Source organism: Corallococcus sp. BB11-1 (assembly GCF_026626625.1).
GTDB classification, from domain to species: Bacteria; Myxococcota; Myxococcia; order Myxococcales; family Myxococcaceae; genus Corallococcus; species Corallococcus soli.
In genome coordinates, this window is the sequence record NZ_JAPNJY010000001.1 from 563742 (window position 1) to 581693 (window position 17952).

At 68.8% G+C, this 17952-nt stretch carries 12 protein-coding genes; 11 read left to right on the plus strand and 1 reads right to left on the minus strand.

Annotated features, from left to right (window positions below; translation table 11 throughout):
• The first annotated feature begins 88 nt into the window (after positions 1–88).
• The 3 genes from OV207_RS02455 (at position 89) to map (ending at position 2500) form a co-directional block, all read left to right on the plus strand.
• A complete protein-coding gene (locus OV207_RS02455) occupies positions 89–1084 on the plus strand; it encodes a hypothetical protein (protein ID WP_267552239.1) in 996 nt (331 codons plus the stop codon).
• A 181-nt stretch (positions 1085–1265) separates the two neighbouring features.
• Positions 1266–1502 carry a hypothetical protein gene (locus tag OV207_RS02460; RefSeq protein WP_193346186.1) on the plus strand — a complete coding sequence of 79 codons (237 nt, stop codon included), beginning with the start codon at positions 1266–1268 and terminating at the stop codon, positions 1500–1502.
• Entirely contained in the window at positions 1499–2500 is a 1002-nt protein-coding gene (map, locus tag OV207_RS02465) for a type I methionyl aminopeptidase (protein ID WP_267552243.1), read from the plus strand. Before OV207_RS02460 ends, map begins: the two co-directional genes overlap by 4 nt.
• A gap of 84 nt (positions 2501–2584) precedes the next feature.
• Here map and pulA read toward each other — a convergent pair whose 3' ends face one another.
• Positions 2585–5908, minus strand: a complete 3324-nt coding sequence (gene pulA, locus OV207_RS02470) for a pullulanase-type alpha-1,6-glucosidase (protein ID WP_267552246.1) — start codon at positions 5906–5908, stop codon at positions 2585–2587.
• Positions 5909–6498: 590 nt separating this feature from the next.
• On the opposite strand from pulA, the gene OV207_RS02475 reads away from it, so the two are divergent.
• The 8 genes from OV207_RS02475 to OV207_RS02510 all read left to right on the plus strand — a co-directional run bounded on the left by OV207_RS02475 (position 6499) and on the right by OV207_RS02510 (position 17939).
• Entirely contained in the window at positions 6499–7965 is a 1467-nt protein-coding gene (locus tag OV207_RS02475; RefSeq protein ID WP_267552248.1) for an alpha-amylase family glycosyl hydrolase, read from the plus strand.
• An 82-nt stretch (positions 7966–8047) separates the two neighbouring features.
• Positions 8048–9142 (plus strand): ABC transporter ATP-binding protein, encoded by a 1095-nt coding sequence (locus OV207_RS02480; protein WP_267552250.1) that lies wholly within the window; start codon positions 8048–8050, stop codon positions 9140–9142.
• 20 nt (positions 9143–9162) lie between these two features.
• Positions 9163–10389, plus strand: coding sequence for an extracellular solute-binding protein (locus tag OV207_RS02485; protein WP_267552252.1), 1227 nt, complete (start codon positions 9163–9165; stop codon positions 10387–10389).
• A 148-nt stretch (positions 10390–10537) separates the two neighbouring features.
• On the plus strand, positions 10538–12442 hold the full coding sequence (locus tag OV207_RS02490) for a carbohydrate ABC transporter permease (protein WP_267552254.1): 1905 nt from the start codon (positions 10538–10540) through the stop codon (positions 12440–12442).
• Positions 12443–12447: 5 nt separating this feature from the next.
• Positions 12448–13335 (plus strand): sugar ABC transporter permease, encoded by an 888-nt coding sequence (locus tag OV207_RS02495; RefSeq protein ID WP_267552256.1) that lies wholly within the window; start codon positions 12448–12450, stop codon positions 13333–13335.
• 51 nt (positions 13336–13386) lie between these two features.
• Positions 13387–14370, plus strand: coding sequence for a glucodextranase DOMON-like domain-containing protein (locus tag OV207_RS02500; protein ID WP_267552257.1), 984 nt, complete (start codon positions 13387–13389; stop codon positions 14368–14370).
• 214 nt (positions 14371–14584) lie between these two features.
• A complete protein-coding gene (locus OV207_RS02505; RefSeq protein WP_193346193.1) occupies positions 14585–16705 on the plus strand; it encodes a hypothetical protein in 2121 nt (706 codons plus the stop codon).
• A 148-nt stretch (positions 16706–16853) separates the two neighbouring features.
• Positions 16854–17939, plus strand: coding sequence for a glucodextranase DOMON-like domain-containing protein (locus OV207_RS02510; RefSeq protein ID WP_267552260.1), 1086 nt, complete (start codon positions 16854–16856; stop codon positions 17937–17939).
• Positions 17940–17952 lie beyond the last annotated feature (13 nt).

Sequence of the window (17952 nt, forward strand, 5' to 3'; positions counted from 1 at the left end):
TGGTGTATTGAGCCGCGTCGCACCGCTGTCTCCCCCCCTCCAGGAGTTCCTGATGCGTCGTCTTGGCTCAGCCCTTCTTGCTGTGAGCATGTTCGCCGGTTGCGGCGGTCTCGAAACCGAGCCGTCCCCCGAGTCCCTCACGTCTCCGTCCTTCGAGTCGCAGCAGGCGCCCATCACCACGACGGACGTGGATGTGGCCCCCGAGTGCAAGGGCATCATCACCTTCGTGAACACGGCGACGTTCCAGACGCTGGACGCGTACCTGCCGAGCAACGTCGCCACGAACCTCGTGAACCGCCGCGCGACGGCCCTGTTCACGTCGCTGGCGGACGTGTCGTCGGTGAGCCTGGTCGGTGAGACCCGCCTCAAGCAGCTCGAGCAGGGCGCTCGCGCCACGGGCGCCATCAACAGCACCTGTGTCGGCATCTTCGACGGGGTCGCGCTCTCCACCTCCGACGCGGCCGCCATCGTGTCGCTGGTGAACACCATCGACGACTCGGAGCTGCACGACGTCCTGCCGGACGCGTGGAACGGCGCCGTGAACCTGCTCAACCAGCGCCCGTTCACGACGGCGCAGGCCATCTCCAACGTGACGGGCATCGGCGAGGTGGGCTTCCGCAACATCCGCAACGCGGCCACGCTGAGCCGGCCGTTCGAGACGCTCGTCACCGCGTTCAACGCGCTGTCGAGCAACGGCTCCTCCGGCGCAGTGCTGAAGCGCCACTTCGACTGGTGGAATGAGGCGTCCATCAGCAGCGGCTATGTCCCGGGCAACAAGGTGTGCTTCGGGCTTGAGCCGAGCAGCGTCCCCTGGGATGCGGCCATCCGGCCGAACCTGGCCAACGCCGCCGAAGTGAACGCCGAGGTCGAGAGCACGCTGGCCTATGTCAACGCGCAGGGCCGGATCAGCACGAGCGTGTACAACAACGGCCTCGCCAACCTCAAGGCGCGGACCGCGGGTCGCACCTTCAAGGGCTGCATCTTCAGCTACGCGAACGACCCGTGGAGCAGCAACAGCGTCTCCATCTTCGTCGACACCGTGAACGGCTTCAGCGTGTTCACCAAGACCTGGTGGGCGGAGTAGTCCGAAGTTGACGTCCTGACGTGAAGAAGCCCCGGGCTCCCCAGTGGAGTCCGGGGTTTTGTCTTTCAGGCGACGAGCGTCCCCGGGCGTCCCACCAGCCGCCCCCCACCTTGTTCGCCCACCCCCCACGGAGGGGAAGGATTCCGTGCATCCGTGCGTGTCTACGCGTATAGACACCCGCATGTGCCCCCTGGTGAATACGAAGGACTTGATTGACGCCCAGGCGGTGGCGGGCCTGTTGCGCCTGGCCCACCCCAACAGCGTCAGCACGTACCTGCGCCGCTACCCGGACATGCCCCGTCCGGTGCTCGACCTGGGCGCCGGGCGTCCGCGCCTCTGGCTCAAACCCCAGATGCTGCGGTGGGCCCGTGCCCGCCAGGCCGCCTCCACCGACTCCCGCTCCGGAGCCTCCCGATGACCACCGCCACCCCCCGAACCGCTCCCGCCGTCCTGCCCGGGCCCAATGACACCTGCTGGTGCGGCAGCGGCTCCAAGTACAAGAAGTGCCACCGTGGCGCCGACACCGTGGAGGCCCGCAAGCGGGGCCCTGACGCCCCCCGCCAGGGCGTGCGCCCCGGCATCGTCAGCCCCCGGCGCGTCGTGCCCCTCACCATTGCCCGGCCCGACTACGCGGACTCCGTGGCGGGCCGTCCGTCGCGCATGAAGCGGGAGTCCGACCTGAAGTCGCCGGACGTCATCGCCCGCATGCGCCGCGCCTGTCAGGCCGCCGCGCAGGTGCTGGTGGAGACCGCCCAGCACGTGCGGGTGGGCATCACCACGGATGAGCTGGATGCCATCGCCCACGAGGCCTACCTCAAGCGCGGCGGCTACCCCAGCACGCTCAACTACCACAACTTCCCCAAGTCGCTCTGCACCTCCGTCAACGAGGTCATCTGTCACGGCATCCCGGACAGCCGCGCCCTGGAGGACGGCGACATCGTCAACCTGGACATCACCATCTACCTGGATGGCGTCCACGGTGACTGCTCCGCCACCTACCTCGTCGGCAACGTGGAGCCCCGGCACCAGAAGCTGGTGCAGGTGGCCCGCGAGTGCCTGGACATTGGCATCGCCGCGGTGAAGCCCGGCCGCCCCATCAGCGACATTGGCCGCGCGGTGGAGGCCCACGCCGTGAAGAACGGCACCAGCGTCGTGCGCGCCTACTGCGGCCACGGCATAGGCGAGACCTTCCACACCTCGCTCCAGGTGCCCCACTACTACGAGCCGGAGGCCGACACGATCATGCAGCCCGGCATGATCTTCACCGTGGAGCCGATGATCAACCAGGGCCACTGGGACCACCGCACCTGGAACGACGAGTGGACCGTCGTCACCGCGGACGGCCAGCGCAGCGCCCAGTTCGAGCACACCCTGCTCGTCACGGACACGGGCGCGGAGATCCTCACGCTCCCGTAGTGTCGCTCCTGGAAACACCACGGGCCCCGGACGCGCTGACTGGCGCCCGGGGCCCGCTTCATTTCCAGCGCCTGGGTCCGCCCGCTACGCCCGACGGCGGCGCAGCTTCAGCATCACGCCCACCGCGAGCATCAGGCCCGTGGCGCCCAGCGGCCCGGGGACGGTGCTCTGGCAGCCGCAGCCGTCGGACTCGTCCGGGTCGGTCGCGTCGTCGGTGACGAACACCGCCGTGGTGCGCGCCGGCACCGTGAAGCCGCCCGTGGCCGCGTCGTACGCGGACGTGCGCACCACGGGGTCCGTGGACGCCTGCTGCAACGGGTGCAGCTTGAGCTTCAGCGTCTTGTACGCGTCCGCCTTGAACGTCTGCGCGTCGTCCGTGCCGTTGAACAGCACGATGGCGCGCTTGCCCTCCGTGTTCGTGCCGTGGTCCTGCATGGCCATCACGATGAGGCCGGGGAGCTGGTCCGGGCCGGTGTTCTCGAAGCGCACCAGCTGCTTCACCTCGTCACCCGTGCGCAGGCGGAACAGCCGCGAGCTCTTGCGGATGGCCAGCATCTCCTCGAAGTGGTCGCGCGCCCGCAGGATGTCCGCCGCCGCCGGCTTGAGCGCCGGGTCCGCGAGCAGCGGCCCGAAGAGCGGCCAGTTGCCGGTGTTCTCCGGAGCCGGCGGCAGGCCCACGCCCCAGTTGTTGGACTGGTACGTCCAGTCCACCTTGTTGAACCAGTCCCCGGAGTTGTAGCTGTTGCGGTCCAGCGACTTGGAGCGCAGCAGTTCGTCACCCGCGTGGAAGAACGGGATGCCCTGGCCCAGCGCCACCAGGGAGATGCCCAGGTTGTGCATCCGCACGCGCTCCGCCATGGGCAGGTCGCGCGGCGCCTTCAACTGGACCGCGTCGAACAGCGTCTCGTTGTCGTGCGCGGAGACGTAGGTGATGACCTCCTGCGGATCCAGGGTGTAGCCGACGGGCGCCCCGTTGTAGTCCACCTTGTCGCCCGTCACCTGCGCGCCGGTGCGGTCCTGGAGCACGTAGTCCTTCAGGTTGCCCGTCAGGCCCACGCGGATCCAATCGCCGTAGAGGAGCATCTGGGCCTTCTGCTCCGCCTCCGTGCCCTGGTTCGTGCCGTTGGGGGCGGAGAGCAGGCCGCTGATGAACCCCTGGTTCTGGAGGCCGCTGAAGGGCCCACCGCCCCGGGCCGCGTCGCGCAGGCGGTCGTTGAACGTGCCGATGCCCGTGCCCGCCATGTTGACCTGCGTGGCGTTGACGCCGCGCGCCTGGTTCTGCACCTCGCCGAAGTCCCAGCCCTCGCCGTAGACGTAGATGGCCTTGCCGTCCACGCCGTCCTTCTCCACGGTGAGCGCGTCCAGCGTCGCGCGCAGCTTCACCATGTTGGACTTCATGTGGTGGCCCATCAGGTCGAAGCGGAAGCCGTCCACCTTGTAGGCCTTGGACCACGTCACCACGGAGTCGATGAGCAGCTTCTCCATCATCGCGTTCTCGGACGCGGTGTTCTGGCAGCAGGTGCTCGTCTCCACGTTCCCGTCGTCGCTCAGGCGGTGGTAGTAGCCGGGGACGATGCGGTCGAGCACGCTCTGGGCGTTCTGCCCGGAGGAGTTGGTGTGGTTGTAGACCACGTCCATCACCACGCGCAGGCCCTTCTGGTTGAGCGACTGCACCATCTCCCGGAACTCCACCGTGCGCACGGGGCCGTCCGCGTTCGTGGCGTAGCTGCCCTCCGGCACGGTGTAGTGGTACGGGTCATAGCCCCAGTTGAAGCCGTCCAGGTCCGCCACGGCCCGCACCGCGGCCTGCTGCTGTTCGGAGTCCGGGGGCAGCGACACCAGGTCGCCCGCGGGCTGCTGCTGTTCGGCGCGGTTCTCGTTGATGGTCGCGATGTCGAACACCGGCAGCAGGTGCACGTGCGTGAGGCCCGCCTTCGCCAGCCGCGTCAGGTGCTTCATGCCGTCCGAGTCGCGCGTGAAGGCCTTGAACGTGCCGCGCTCGTTCTCCGGCACGGTCAGGTCGTTGATGCTGAAGTCGCGCGCGTGCAGCTCGTAGAGGACGATGTCCTCGGGGGCCTCCAGCGCCGGCTTGGCGAGCGTGCTCCAGCCCTGCGGCGCGAGCGTGGCGTCCGACAGGTCCACCAACTGGCTGCGCGTGCTGTTGGTGGACAGGGCCACCGAGTACGGGTCGGTGACGAGGTTCGTGACGACCTTGCCCTCCTTGCGCACGTAGACCTCCGCCTCGTACAGGTAGAAGCGGTTCTTCCACGTCGCGTCGCCCGTCGCGCTCCAGACGCCCTTGTCCCCGGCGACCATGGGCACGCGGGTGAAGGTCGCCGTGGGGCTGGAGTCCGCGTACAGCAGCAGGTTCACCTGCTTCGCGGTGGGGGCCCAGACGCGCAGGGTGGGGACCCCGTCCGCGAACGTGGGACCCAGCTCACCGTCATACGTGAACAGCTCGTCCATCACGCCCGCGGACTGGGCGCTGGTGGCGTCCAGCGGCTTGCCCTCCGCATTGGTGGCGGACACCACCACCTGGCCCTTGAGCCACGAGGCAGCGTTCGCCACGTCGGCCGCGGCCAGCTTCAGCACCGGCCGGCCCACGAGGTTCGGGAAGCGCGTGCGCTGCGCGGGCGTCAGCCCCGCGGCGTCCACCGTCAACGTCACGGCGGTGCCGCCCTGCACGCCCGCGCCCGTGAGCGTCATGGCGCCCGTGGGGTCCGTGTGCAGCTTGAACACCGTGCCCGCCGGCACCGCGACCTCCGGGCTCCACACCAGCGTGTCGCTCGCCACCCAGTGCGCCCGCGCCAGCAGCAGGTTGCCCGCCGGAGCGCCCGCGGCCCGGATGGTCACCTTCTTGGATTCGCCGGAGTCGAACGTGAAGATCATCTCCTGGTAGTCCTCCTCCACCGCGAACGTGGCGTTGCTGCCCGGGTAGGCCGTGGTCCAGCCCTCGTCGAGCGCGACCTTGCACTCGTGGGTGCCCGCCTTCAGCGCCTTGGTGGTGAAGGTGTAGATGCCATCACCGTCCGGGTCCTGCATCATCGAGCGCAGGCAGTCCGGGGACCAGTCGCCAAGACAGCCCACTTGCGGCTGGAAGGTGCCCGCCACCGTCGCGATAACGCTGGAGCGATTGCTCGCCACGTAGTTGGACTTCGCGTCGAAGTAGAACTTCACCGCGCCGGCCGTCGTCTGCTTCAGCTCGATGTCCGCGCCGCCAGGCCCGCCGTGCGTCTGCGACAGCGAACCGTCCAGCGCGACCTTGAAGCGCCAGGTGCCCACGGGCACGTTGAACGAACCCTGCCAGACGTCGTCCACGGCGTCGTACGCCAGCGCCGTCTGCGCGCAGGTGGGGTCGTTGTCGGCGGCGCAGCCCGCCTCGCTCTGCAGATCGCCAATGACTGTCACGGACGTCGGCGCCGCCAGCGCCGACAGGGGGGCGAGGGCGGTGAACAGCCCGCTCAGCGCGAGCGCGCGCGCCGCGCGGGGAGATGCGAATGGAACTCTCAGGGGGAACCTCCGGGGGGTGAAAATTTCCAGCGCACGGTAGCAGCGGGGCCCGTCACACGCGGCTGTAGGGTGGTTTCCCGAGTTGCTGGGACCTCAGGATGATCCACGTTCAGGCCCGGGAATCCGCCCCGCTGCGTCGGGTGCGAAAGGGCCGCAAACGAGACGCGGTGCGGCAGGAATCACGCGCTCCGTCGAAGTCGCCCGCGCCTCGCGTCACACGGATGTGCAGCGGAAAACACCTGGGACATGCCGCGTTGCGGCATCAGGCGATTGTTCCAAGGGGCCTTCACCGGTTGAGAAACTGTTGGCTACAGTGCCGCGCCTAGATGTCCCCAAGCCGCCCTCGCCCACAATCGAACGCTGCCTGCCACCGTGGTCCCTGGAACCCGCTGCTCCGGGGGCTTGTCGCCCTGTGTCTGGCGGGGTGCGCCACGGCCCCGGAGACACCGACCCGACCCGCGACGGAGGCCGCGCCGACGCAGCCCGCCGTGACCGCCCCGGTGACGCCCGCTCCCGCGGCTGGGGCGACGCAGGCCGCGCCCCCGGCCGCCCCGAAGGAGCCCGCGCGGTCCTGGGCGGACGAGGTGCTGTACTTCGTGGTGGTGGATCGCTTCGCGGATGGCGACCCCACGAACAACGAGAAGGGTGACACGAAGGCGCCAGGCACCTTCCACGGCGGGGACCTGAAGGGGCTCACCGGGAAGCTGGACGAGCTGTCTTCGCTGGGCGTGACGGCGCTGTGGGTGACGCCGCTGCTCAAGCAGATCCCCGGGTTCGTCACCGGCGCGGGCTTCCCGGACTGGGGCTACCACGGCTACTGGGCGGACGACTTCCACGCGCTGGATGAGCGCTTCGGCACGGAGGCGGACTTCAAGGCGCTGGTGGACGCGGCGCACGCGCGCGGCATCCGCGTGCTCCTGGACGTCGTCTACAACCACCCGGGCTACAACTCGCGCTACCTCAAGGAGAAGCCGGACTGGCTGCGCTCCGAGGACAAGAACACCTGCGGCCAGGACGACCTGACGTCGTGCGTGGCGGGCCTGCCGGACTTCAAGACCGAAGTGCCGGAGGTGGCGAAGTACCTGCTGGACGCGCAGCTGGACTGGGCGAAGCGCTCCGGCGTGGACGGCTTCCGGCTGGACACCGTGAAGCACGTGGCGCACGACTTCTGGAAGGAGCACCGCCGCCGCACGCGCGCGGAGGTGAGCCCCGACTTCTTCCTGCTGGGCGAGCTGTGGGGCGGCGACGTGGAGTCGCTGGCGCCGTACTTCACCCCGGATGAGATGGACGCCGGGTTCGACTTCGCCTTCGTGGGCAACACGCTGGGCTTCCTGCAGGGCCGTGGCCGCGCGGTGGCGTTCGACCGCTACCTCCAGTCGCGCGGGAAGGTGACGCCGGGGCATCACCTGGCGCACTTCCTGTCGTCGCACGACGTGGTCGGGGCGCTGCACCAGTTGAAGGGCGACATGTCGCTCTTCCGGCTGGCCGCCGCGCTGCAGCTCACCACCACCGGCATCCCGGTCATCTATTACGGCGAGGAAGTGGGCCGCGCCGGCGGTGACTGGCCGCAGAACCGCAGCGACATGCCGTGGGGCAAGCAGGCGGTGAAGCCGGGGGCCGGAAAGAAACGCGACGAGGCTTTGCGCGAGTATTACAAGCGCCTCATCTCCATCCGCCGTGCGCACCCGTCGCTGTCGCGGGGCTCGCACGAAGCGCTGTCCACGGAGGGCGATGTGTATGTCTTCCAGCGCAAGGACGCGGCTTCGGGTGACACGGTGGTGGTGGCGATCAACCGCGGCAAGACGCGGGGCGCGGCTTCGGTGAAGTGGCCGGAGGGTTGGACGGGCGTCGCGGAGGTGGAGGATCTGCTGAACGGAGGGCGGACGAAGGCGGGCGCCACGCTGGAGCTGGCGTTGGAGCCGCTGTCCGCGCGCATCCTCGGGCGCGTGCCGTGAGGCACTCGCAGGGCGCGCAGAACCTGACCCGGACGTGCTGCTGTCGTCGTCGGCGCGAGCGGGGCTCTTGTTGGAGGGCCTGATGGCCGGCGTGTCGTTCAAGGACGTGGCGAAGCGGTACGGGGACGTGTCGGTCATCGAGGGGCTCAACCTCGATATCCGCGACCATGAGTTCATGGTCCTCGTGGGGCCGTCGGGTTGCGGCAAGTCCACGGCGCTCCGGATGATCGCCGGCCTGGAGGAGATTTCAGGGGGCACCATCTCCATTGGTCCGCGCGCGGTGAACGCGCTGCCGCCCAAGGACCGGGACGTCTCCATGGTGTTCCAGAACTACGCGCTCTATCCGCACATGACGGTGCGGCAGAACCTGGAGTTCGGCCTCAAGATCCGCAAGACGCCCAAGCCGGAGATGGACAAGCTGGTGGACGAGGCGGCGGAGATCCTGGGCATCACGCACCTGCTGGACCGCAAGCCCAAGGCGCTGTCCGGCGGCCAGCGCCAGCGCGTGGCCCTGGGGCGCGCCATCGTGCGCAAGCCGGCGGTGTTCCTCTTCGACGAGCCCCTGTCCAACCTGGACGCCAAGCTGCGCGTGCAGATGCGCTCGGAGATCAAGAAGCTCCAGCACCGGCTCCAGGTGACGTCCGTCTACGTCACGCACGACCAGATTGAAGCGATGACGATGGGCCACCGCATCGCGGTGATGAAGGACGGCAAGCTCCAGCAACTGGGCACGCCGCTGGAGGTCTACGAGAAGCCGGTCAACGTCTTCGTGGCGCAGTTCATTGGCACGCCGCCCATCAACATGCTCTCCGCCACGCTGGACGCGGACGGCGCCGCGCTGGTGGGCGAGGGCTTCCGGCTGCCCGTGGCCCAGCGCCTGCGCGCGGCGACGGCGGGCAAGGGCGGGCGCAAGGTGAAGGTGGGCCTGCGTCCGGACAACATCCTGCCCGCGGGCGCGGCGGCGCGCGGTGAGACGGCGCCGGTGGAGGCGCGCGTGGAGCTGGTGGAGCCGCTGGGCAACGAGCTCATCGTGCACGCCCGGCTGGGGGACAACCCGCTGGTCTTCCGCCTGCCGCCCCAGTCCACCCCGGAGCCGGGCGCCACCGTGCCCGTGGCCGTGGAGCTGGAGTCCCTGCACCTCTTCGACGCTGAATCCGAGCTGCGTCTGTCCGTTTGATATCCCGGAGGAATTTCCCCATGACGAACCTGCGAACGCTGATCGCGGCCCTCTGTCTGTGCGCAGTCGGCCTGTTGCCCGTCCCGTCCTTCGCCGCCACGGAGCTGGTGCTCTGGCACGCCTACCGCGCGGAGGAGAAGGCCGCCCTGGAGAAGGTGGTCGCCGAGTACAACAAGGCCAACGAGGCCAAGGGCGTCAAGGTCACCACGCTGGCGGTGCCGTACGACGCCTACGCGGACAAGATCTCCGCCACGGTGCCGCGCGGCAAGGGCCCGGACCTCTTCATCTTCGCGCAGGACCGCCTGGGCGGCTGGATTGAAGCGGGCAACACGGTGGAGCCCATCGACTTCTTCCTGGATGACGCGACGAAGAAGCGCTTCATCCCCACGACGATGGAGGCCATGGTCTACCGCGGGACGACCTACGGCCTGCCGCTGAACTACAAGGTCATCACGCTCATCTACAACAAGAAGCTGGTCCCCACGCCGCCCAAGACGTCCGGTGAGATGGTGGCGATGGCGAAGAAGCTCTCCGACGCGAAGGCGGGCCGCTTCGGGCTCGCGTACGCGTACGGCGACTTCTACTACCACGCGGCGGTGATGAACGGCTTCGGCGGCGGCGTGTTCGACGCGAAGACGACCCCCACGATGAACTCGCCCGCCAACGTGAAGTCGGTGGAGCAGGTCCTCAAGTGGAAGAAGGACGGCATCCTGCCGGCGGAGCCCTCCAGCGCGCTCATCACGTCGCTCTTCAACGAAGGCAAGGCCGCGATGGTGTTCTCCGGCCCCTGGTTCCTGGGCGAGGTCGCCAAGGGCGTGGACTTCGGCCTGGCGAAGCTGCCCACGCTGGATGAGAACAAGGGCACGCCGATGAAGCCCTGGATGACGGTGGAGGGCGTGTACGTGGCCGCCCCGTCGAAGAACAAGGAAGCGGCGTACGACTTCGCGAAGTTCCTTACGGACGTGGGCGCGGGCAGGACGCTGGCCCTGGAGGGCCGTCAGAGCCCGGCGAACAACGCGGTGTACGCGGACCCGAAGGTGACCGCGGATCCGCTGCTCAAGGCGATGAAGGAGCAGGTGGACGTGGCCATCCCCATGCCCAACGTGCCGGAGATGTCGATGGTCTGGACCCCCGCGACCAGCGCGATGAACTCCGTGCTCAAGAACACGGCCACGCCGAAGGCGGCGCTGGACGTGGCCCAGAAGAGCGTGGCGAAGGACGTCGCGGGCCTGCGCACCAAGAAGTAAGTGAGGACCTGAAGTGAGCCAGAACGCCCCCCAGCAGCCCCCTTCCGCGGCCAGCACGGTCCGCGCTCCTGCGAATCACGACGCGACGGCCCCCTCCGACCCGGGGGCCACGGGCCGTTCCGGGGGAAGCAAGCGGGGGCGTGTCCTGGTGGGGCTCGCGCTCGCGCTGGGGTTGTCCCTGGCCCTGGCGCACGGGCTGCTGGTCCGTGCCCAGGCGGAGCGCGGTGCGGAGCGCGCGCAGCGCAAGTCCGTGGTGGCCCTGCTGGGCCTGACGGACCTGGTGCAGCGCGCGGGAGGAACCGGCGACGCGGTGGGTGCCGTCGTCGCCGGCTGGCCCCGGACGCAGGGGGGCGCCGCGCGCGTCATCGCCTTCAGCGGCATCAAGCTGGAGGCGTCCACCTTCCCGGAGGACACCGGCGACAAGGCGGCGCCGCGCCGGCTGGCGCGTGAAGAGAAGCCGCTGTACGACCGCGGTCAGCGCCTGCGCGCCGCGGTGGAGACGAACCGCGAGGAGGGCGGCGCGCGCAAGGTGGAGGTGGAGTCGGAGACGCTGCCCTCCGGCGGCCGGCTGCTCTCCGCGCCGGTGGAGGTGGAAGGGCAGGTGGTGGGGTCGGTGGAGTGGTTCACGCCGGTGCTCACGGAGGCGGAGCCCATCTCCTGGAGCCCGGCGCTGCTGGCCTTCCTGCTGCCGCTCGCGGCGTGCGCGGGTGCGGTGTTCGCGCTGTCGCGCCAGGGCGCGCGCGTGGCGGTGGCGGCGGTGCTGTTCGCGGCCGGATTGGGCGGCTACACCGTCTATTCGCTGCGCACGCTGGACGCGGAGCTGCGGGAGACGGAAGAGGCCGTGAGCGCGGAGCTGCTCACGCGCGGCCAGACGGCCGAGAAGCTGATGGCCACGCACAGCCTCAGCGCGGAGCCCCTGCTGAAGCCCGGCGTGTGGGACGCGGACGCGATGCGCCGCCCGCTGGGCCAGTTGTCGGACGCGGGCGTCCCGGACGCGGGCAAGCTGGCGGAGCGTGGCGCCCGGGTGCGCGGCGACGCGGGCAAGGCGCTGGGCGCGCTGGGCGTGCTGGGGCTGGCGGTGCTGCTCTTCATCGGCATGGGCGCGCTGCACCGCACGGTGGCGACGGCGGTGGAGTTCCGGCAGGCGTACGCCTACGTGGCGCCGGCGATGGTGGGGATGGTGCTGCTCGTCTTCTTCCCCTTCGCCTACGGCATCACGCTGTCGTTCACCGACGCCAACCTCTACAACAGCAGCCAGCCGCTGTCGGAGCTGTGGATTGGCCTGAAGAACTACACGGACATCCTGGGCGACTTCAGCTTCGCGAAGACGGCGGCGGACGGCTCGCTGGTCTTCAACTACCTGAACTTCTATTACACGCTGCTGTTCACCATCCTCTGGACGGTGACGAACGTGACCATCGGCGTGACGGTGGGCCTGCTGCTCGCGCTGGCGCTCAACGTGCCCAACCTCCGGATGCGCCCCGTCTACCGGGTGCTGCTCATCCTGCCGTGGGCCATGCCCAACTACATCACCGCGCTCATCTGGAAGGGCATGTTCCACCAGCAGTTCGGCGTGGTGAACCACGTCATCCGGATGTTCGGCGGGGAGGGCCTGGCGTGGTTCGACTCGCCCCTGTCGTCCTTCTTCACGGCGCTGGCCACCAACGGCTGGCTGTCCTTCCCGTTCATGATGGTGGTGTCGCTGGGCGCGCTCCAGTCCATCCCCGGGGAGCTGTACGAAGCGGCGCGCGTGGACGGGGCCAATCGCTGGCAGCAGTTCACGGCCATCACGCTGCCGGCGCTGAAGCCCGCGCTGGTGCCGGCCATCATCCTGTCGGTGGTGTGGACCTTCAACATGTTCAACATCATCTTCCTGGTGACGGGCGGAGACCCGGGCGGCTCCACCGAAATCCTCGTCACGCAGGCGTACAAGTTCGCCTTCGAGCGCTACCGCCACGGCTACGCGGCGGCGTACTCCACCGTCATCTTCGGCATCCTGCTCATCTACAGCATGGTGCAGAACCGCATGAGCCGCGCCACGGAGGCCGCGTAAACCCCATGGCGCTCTTCTCTGAACGTCGCGAAGGCATCCCCCATGCGCCCCTGCACGTCGTGCTGGTGGCCTTCACCCTCTTCACCATCTACCCCATCCTCTGGGTGGTGAGCCTGGCGTTCTCCGGCAAGCAGAGCCTGGCCATCGCCACGCTGCCGGAGAACCCCAACTTCTGGGACCGGCTGCGCGCGGTGACGCCGTGGCCGGAGCAGTTCTCCGTCTCCAACTTCGCGTCGGTGATGACGGACCAGCCGTTCGCCAGGTGGATGCTCAACAGCGCCATCATCTCCATTGGCACCACGGTGGTGGGCGTGTTCCTGGCGTGCACGGCGGCGTATGCCTTCAGCCGCTTCAAGTTCCCCGGCCAGCGCGCGGGCATGATGGCGTTCCTCGTGTCCCAGATGTTCCCGGGCACGCTGATGCTCATCCCGCTCTACATCATCCTGGTGCAGTGGCTGGGCCTGGGCAGCAGCCGGCTGGGCCTCATCATCGTGTACGCCACGACGTCCATCCCGTTCAGCGTGTGGATGCTCAAGGGCTACTTCGACACCATCCCCAAGGAGCTGGAGGAGGCGGCGCTGATTGAAGGGGCGTCCGTGGGGCGCATCTTTTGGAGCGTCATCCTGCCCCTGGCCAAGCCCGCGGTGGCGGTGACGGCGCTCTTCAGCTTCATGACGGCGTGGAACGAGTTCATCCTCGCCGCGACGTTCATGGACCAGGAGACGATGTACACGGCCCCCGTGGGCCTGCGCTTCTTCGTGGGAGGGTTCAGCCAGCAGTGGGGCTACTTCGCGGCCGGCTCCATCATCGTGTCCGTGCCCGTCGTGTTCCTGTTCCTGTTCCTCCAGAAGTACCTCGTCTCCGGGCTCACCGCCGGTGGCGTGAAGGGTTAGTCGCGGTCATCCGCAGTTCCCCGTCTGTCGTTGCAAGGAGCCATCACCCCCATGATCATCAACCCCCGCATTGCATTCCTCACGCTCGCCGCCTCGCTGGTGGCGTCCCCGGCGCTGGCCGACAAGGTGTCCTTCAAGGACCCGACCGGCGACGACAAGGGCCCGGGCAAGTACACCTATCCGACGGACCCCGTGTACAAGGCGGGCTCCTTCGACCTGACCGGCGTCACCGTCGACAAGGGCGGCAACAAGACGGACATCACCATCCAGCTGAAGGCGTCCGTGGAGAACCCCTGGAAGATGACGGACGGGTTCTCCGTGCAGGAGGTGTTCCTCTTCATCGACACCGACCACAAGACGGGCAGCGGCTTCACGGACAGCCCCCCGGGCCTCAACGTGGCCTTCGCTCCGGCGGACGCCTGGGAGAAGGTCGTCGTCATCTCGCCGCAGGGCTCCTCGCGCGTGCGCGCGGAGGCCAACAACAAGGCGGGCGCGATGAAGAGCGCCATCGTGGTGCCCACCAAGGTGCGCGCCTCCGGCAACAAGATCACCGCCACGGTGATGAACGCGGACCTGGCCGACAGCGACCCGTCCACCTGGGGCTTCCAGGTCGTCATGCAGTCCAACGAGGGCTTCCCGGCCGGCAACGACCTGCTCACGCGCCGCGTGAACGAGTACGAGGGCCAGCACCGCTTCGGCGGCGGCACCGACTTCGACTGCGATCCGCACGTGATTGACACGCTGGCGGGCGAGGGCAAGGGCGACGCCTCCGAGGCGAAGGCGCAGTACGACATGCTCGCCTACGAGTGCGGCCCGGATGGTTCGTCCACCAAGAAGGCCACGCTGAAGATGGTGTCCGGCCCGAAGCGCCCCGCCGCCTCGGGTGGCGCCGCCGCCGCGGCCCCTGCCGCCCCGGCCCCCGCCGCTCCGGCGCCTGCCGCCCCGGTCCCGGCGCCCGCGCCCACGCCGGCCGCTCCGGCTGGAACGACGGTGGCCCCGGCCCCGGCGCCGACGACCGCTACGCCGACGAAGTAACCGGCGGACTGTTCAAAAGCGGTCTGTTTCAAGGTTTGATGCGACACGGGAAGGGCCGCCGCGGAAGCACCGCGGTGGCCCCGGGAGAGGGGATGACCCCCCTCAGACTCACGTTTTCGAGAAGGGTTTTCCGAACATCATGAAGATTCGTACGACTGTTGTGCGGGGAGCGTGTGCGCTCTCCGTTGCGGCCGGCCTCGTTCCCGGGGCGGTCATGGCGCAGGACAGCGGCCCCAAGCTCACCATTGGTGGCACGACCTATACCAAGTACCTCTGGGGCAACCAGCGGGACCAGGGCGCGCTCTACAACTTCTCCACGGTGCCCGGTGAGGGCTACGGCGACAACGGCATCGGCACGGAGCTGGAGCTGCTGCTCAACGCGAAGATCTCCCCGCAGGTGGAGGTCAACGGCCGCATCCACAGCCGCTTCAACCAGAACTTCTGGACGAACTTCGGCGGCTTCGGCGGCAACGCGGCGGGCCCCTGCCTCAACGGCGACTGCGGCGAGTTTGATCCGCGCTCCAACCAGTACATCAAGCTGCGCGGCATGTCGGTGACGCTGCGTCCGGGCTACCTCATCGACTCGGCGCTCATCGGCGCGACGGACCTGGGCCAGTTCGACCCGTTCGTCATCGGCCGGGTGCGCTACATCGACCGCGACAACGCGGCGGCCATCATGATCCAGGGCTCCAACCTGGACCGGAAGCTCACCTGGGACGCGGCGCGCATCTCCCTGCCCCGCCTCTGGGCCGGCCCGAACTTCAGCACGGGCGCCTTCCACGCGCGCGACGCGGCCTACGGCTTCCAGGCCAGGTACACCCCGTCGGAGATGTTCGACGTGGGGGGTATCTTCCAGTACGCGAACGACCAGGAGGTGCGCGCGGAGGACACGAACCTGGATGACGGGCGTGACCTGACGCCGCGCTACCGCAACGGCGTGGGCGGCCTGAAGGCCGGCCTGCACATGGGCTCGTGGCTGGACGTGCGCGGCGCCGTGTACACGTCGTACTCGAACGCGGACCCCATCCTGACGCCGAAGAGCTTCGGCGTGGGTGGCTACAGCGCGGTGCTGGCCGGTCACCACACGGACCAGACGTACATGCTGAACGCGTCGCTCAACGACCCGCTGGACGTGGGCCTGTCGCTGAACTTCCAGCTCTTCAGCATCGGCGCGGACTACGTGGCGGTGATGGCCAGCCGCCGTGAGGCGGACGTGCTGCTGACGGAAGGCCACGACGGCAGCTTCGCGTTCCCCGGCCCGTCCAATGCCTCCTACGGCGTCTACAAGGGCAACCCCACGCGCATTGGCTACGGCGGCTGGTCCAGCGAGTCGCAGCAGGTGGCGACCATCAACGTGGACAACGACTTCACGGACTTCGACGAGCCCTTCGCGGAGACGGCGATCGGCTGGAAGGGCGCGACGGCGAACCCGGTCTACACGAACGGCGCGCTGGAGCTGGGCGGTGAGTATTCCTTCATCACCTACAACACCAACTGGCAGGCGTACGGCAGCGCGGACAAGGCGCTGGGCGACAGCCAGTATCCGGGCACGGAGCTGGACTCCGGCGTGGGCCACAACTACCGCACGGCCTACCAGCCCTTCCAGGAGAAGCGCACGCACCTCATCGCGCTGCGCGCCAAGTACGTCGTGGACGTGCTCAAGGGCATCGATGTGTTCGGCAAGTTCAAGTACATCCATGAGAACGACAAGCGCATGAACGACCCGCGCTTCCTGCCGTTCCAGCAGGGCGCGTGCGCCGGCGGCTCGGTGGCGTGCGACAACTCGCTCGTCAACGAGTACAGCCCGGGCAACAGCACCTCCGGCCTGTACGGCAACCCGAACGTCATCACCAACAGCCAGGGTGAGACGGGCTACCAGTTCAAGCCGTTCGACAACCTGGCGGACGACGACCGGGTGCTGGACTACACGACGTTCACGGCGGGCGCCGGCTACCAGTTCACGGACGACCTGTACCTGTCCGCCAGCTACTCCAAGTTCTTCGCGGACCTGCTGGACGGCAACACGGCGTTCCAGGCCTACAACAACCACGAGATGGCGTCCGGCAAGCACAACAAGAACCAGCTGCTCGTGAAGGCGCGCTACATCCTGTCCGGCGTGGAGTTCGGTCTGGAGGGCCAGTACGCGTTCGGCACCTTCCGTCCCGACTTCGGCGACGGCTTCGTGACGCAGTACGCGGACGACACCATCGCCGCGGACCACAACGTCGCGGTGGGTTCGCGCGGCTTCACCAACCGCAACGGCGGTTGGAACAGCCTGGAAGAGCGCAACTTCGACCACATGCGCGTCAAGGCGTTCATGAAGGCGCAGTTCTAGTCACGCCCCCACGGAGGCCCTGACGGGCCTTCCGTGGGATGCAGGGGAGCCCGGGGCGCCTGAGCACAGGCACTCCGGGCTCCTTGCGTTTGGGGCACCGCGCGATACACCTCCCAGGGTCGTTCCCCCCTTGTGCTCGAGGTGTCCCGTGCTCCTGCGCCGTCGCGGTCTGTCCGCGTTCCTGCTCGCCTCCTGCCTGGCCGCGTGCTCCGGGGCGCGCACGCGCGAGGACTCGCTGCTCTTCCGCATGGAGGACCCGGTGGGGGATGACGTCGGCGACGGGGAGCTGCTCTACCCGCGCCGGACGGACCTGGGGCGGGGCGCCCTGGACGTGGTGGCGGTGGCGGCGTTCGCGGACGGAGAGGCGACGCGCTTCGAGGTGACGTTCGCGCACCCCATCGCGAAGCCGTCGCGCGCGCAGGCGGTGGACATTGGCGGCGCCACGGTGGCGGACCGGGCGCGGCACGGCTTCTACACGTTCAACGTGGACCTGTATGTGGACACGGACCGCGTGACGGGCTCCGGGCGCACGGACACGCTGCCGGGGCGCAACCTCACCTTGTCGCCAGACTCCGGGTGGGAGAAGGCCATCCTGCTGACGCCGCGCCCCTACGAGGCGCGGGAGCTGCTGCGCAAGCACTGGCGTGAGCTGGCGCTGCGCGAGTACCAGGAGAAGAAGGGCCCCATCGGCGGCAAGGTGGAGGCGGAGCTGAACGCGGCGGCCGAACAGGACCTGGAGGCGCGCGTGTTCTTCCCCACCCTCATCCAGGTGAGTGGACGCACCGTGATGTTCCAGGTGCCCGACCGCTTCCTGGGCAGACATGCGCAGCCGGACTGGGGATATGGCGTCGCGGTGACGGGGGCGTCCATCGACCGGCGTGTGTCATTGGGCGGGATGTTCGGGGGCGTCACGGAGGGCAACACGGGGCTGATGGCGATGGGCATCGCGCCGGGTGAGCCGGTCAACGACCGCTTCGGCGGGGGCCGCAAGGGCGACCCTTCTCAGTCGCCGGTGGTGGACCTGCTGGTGCCTCCGGGGGAGACGCAGGAGGCGGTGCTGGGGGCCGCGAAGCCGGGCTGGAGGACGGTGGTGCCCTCGGGGCGCGTGACGACTCCGGCTCCGGCGGTCGTGGCTCCGGAACCGGATGCGGGGACCGTGGACGCAGGCGTGCCCGACGTGGCGCCGGCGGTGGAGGATGCGGGCACTCCGTTGTCGCCGCCCCCCACGCCCTGAGCGGCGGTCCGCG

What these genes read in the sequence shown, in the direction of transcription:
- OV207_RS02455 (WP_267552239.1), top strand. Translation starts at nt 89, where the DNA reads ATGTTCGCCGGTTGCGGCGGTCTCGAAACCGAGCCGTCCCCCGAGTCC.
- OV207_RS02460 (WP_193346186.1), top strand. Translation starts at nt 1,266, where the DNA reads ATGTGCCCCCTGGTGAATACGAAGGACTTGATTGACGCCCAGGCGGTG.
- map (WP_267552243.1), top strand. Translation starts at nt 1,499, where the DNA reads ATGACCACCGCCACCCCCCGAACCGCTCCCGCCGTCCTGCCCGGGCCC.
- OV207_RS02480 (WP_267552250.1), top strand. Translation starts at nt 8,048, where the DNA reads ATGGCCGGCGTGTCGTTCAAGGACGTGGCGAAGCGGTACGGGGACGTG.
- OV207_RS02485 (WP_267552252.1), top strand. Translation starts at nt 9,163, where the DNA reads ATGACGAACCTGCGAACGCTGATCGCGGCCCTCTGTCTGTGCGCAGTC.
- OV207_RS02495 (WP_267552256.1), top strand. Translation starts at nt 12,448, where the DNA reads ATGGCGCTCTTCTCTGAACGTCGCGAAGGCATCCCCCATGCGCCCCTG.
- OV207_RS02500 (WP_267552257.1), top strand. Translation starts at nt 13,387, where the DNA reads ATGATCATCAACCCCCGCATTGCATTCCTCACGCTCGCCGCCTCGCTG.
- OV207_RS02505 (WP_193346193.1), top strand. Translation starts at nt 14,585, where the DNA reads ATGGCGCAGGACAGCGGCCCCAAGCTCACCATTGGTGGCACGACCTAT.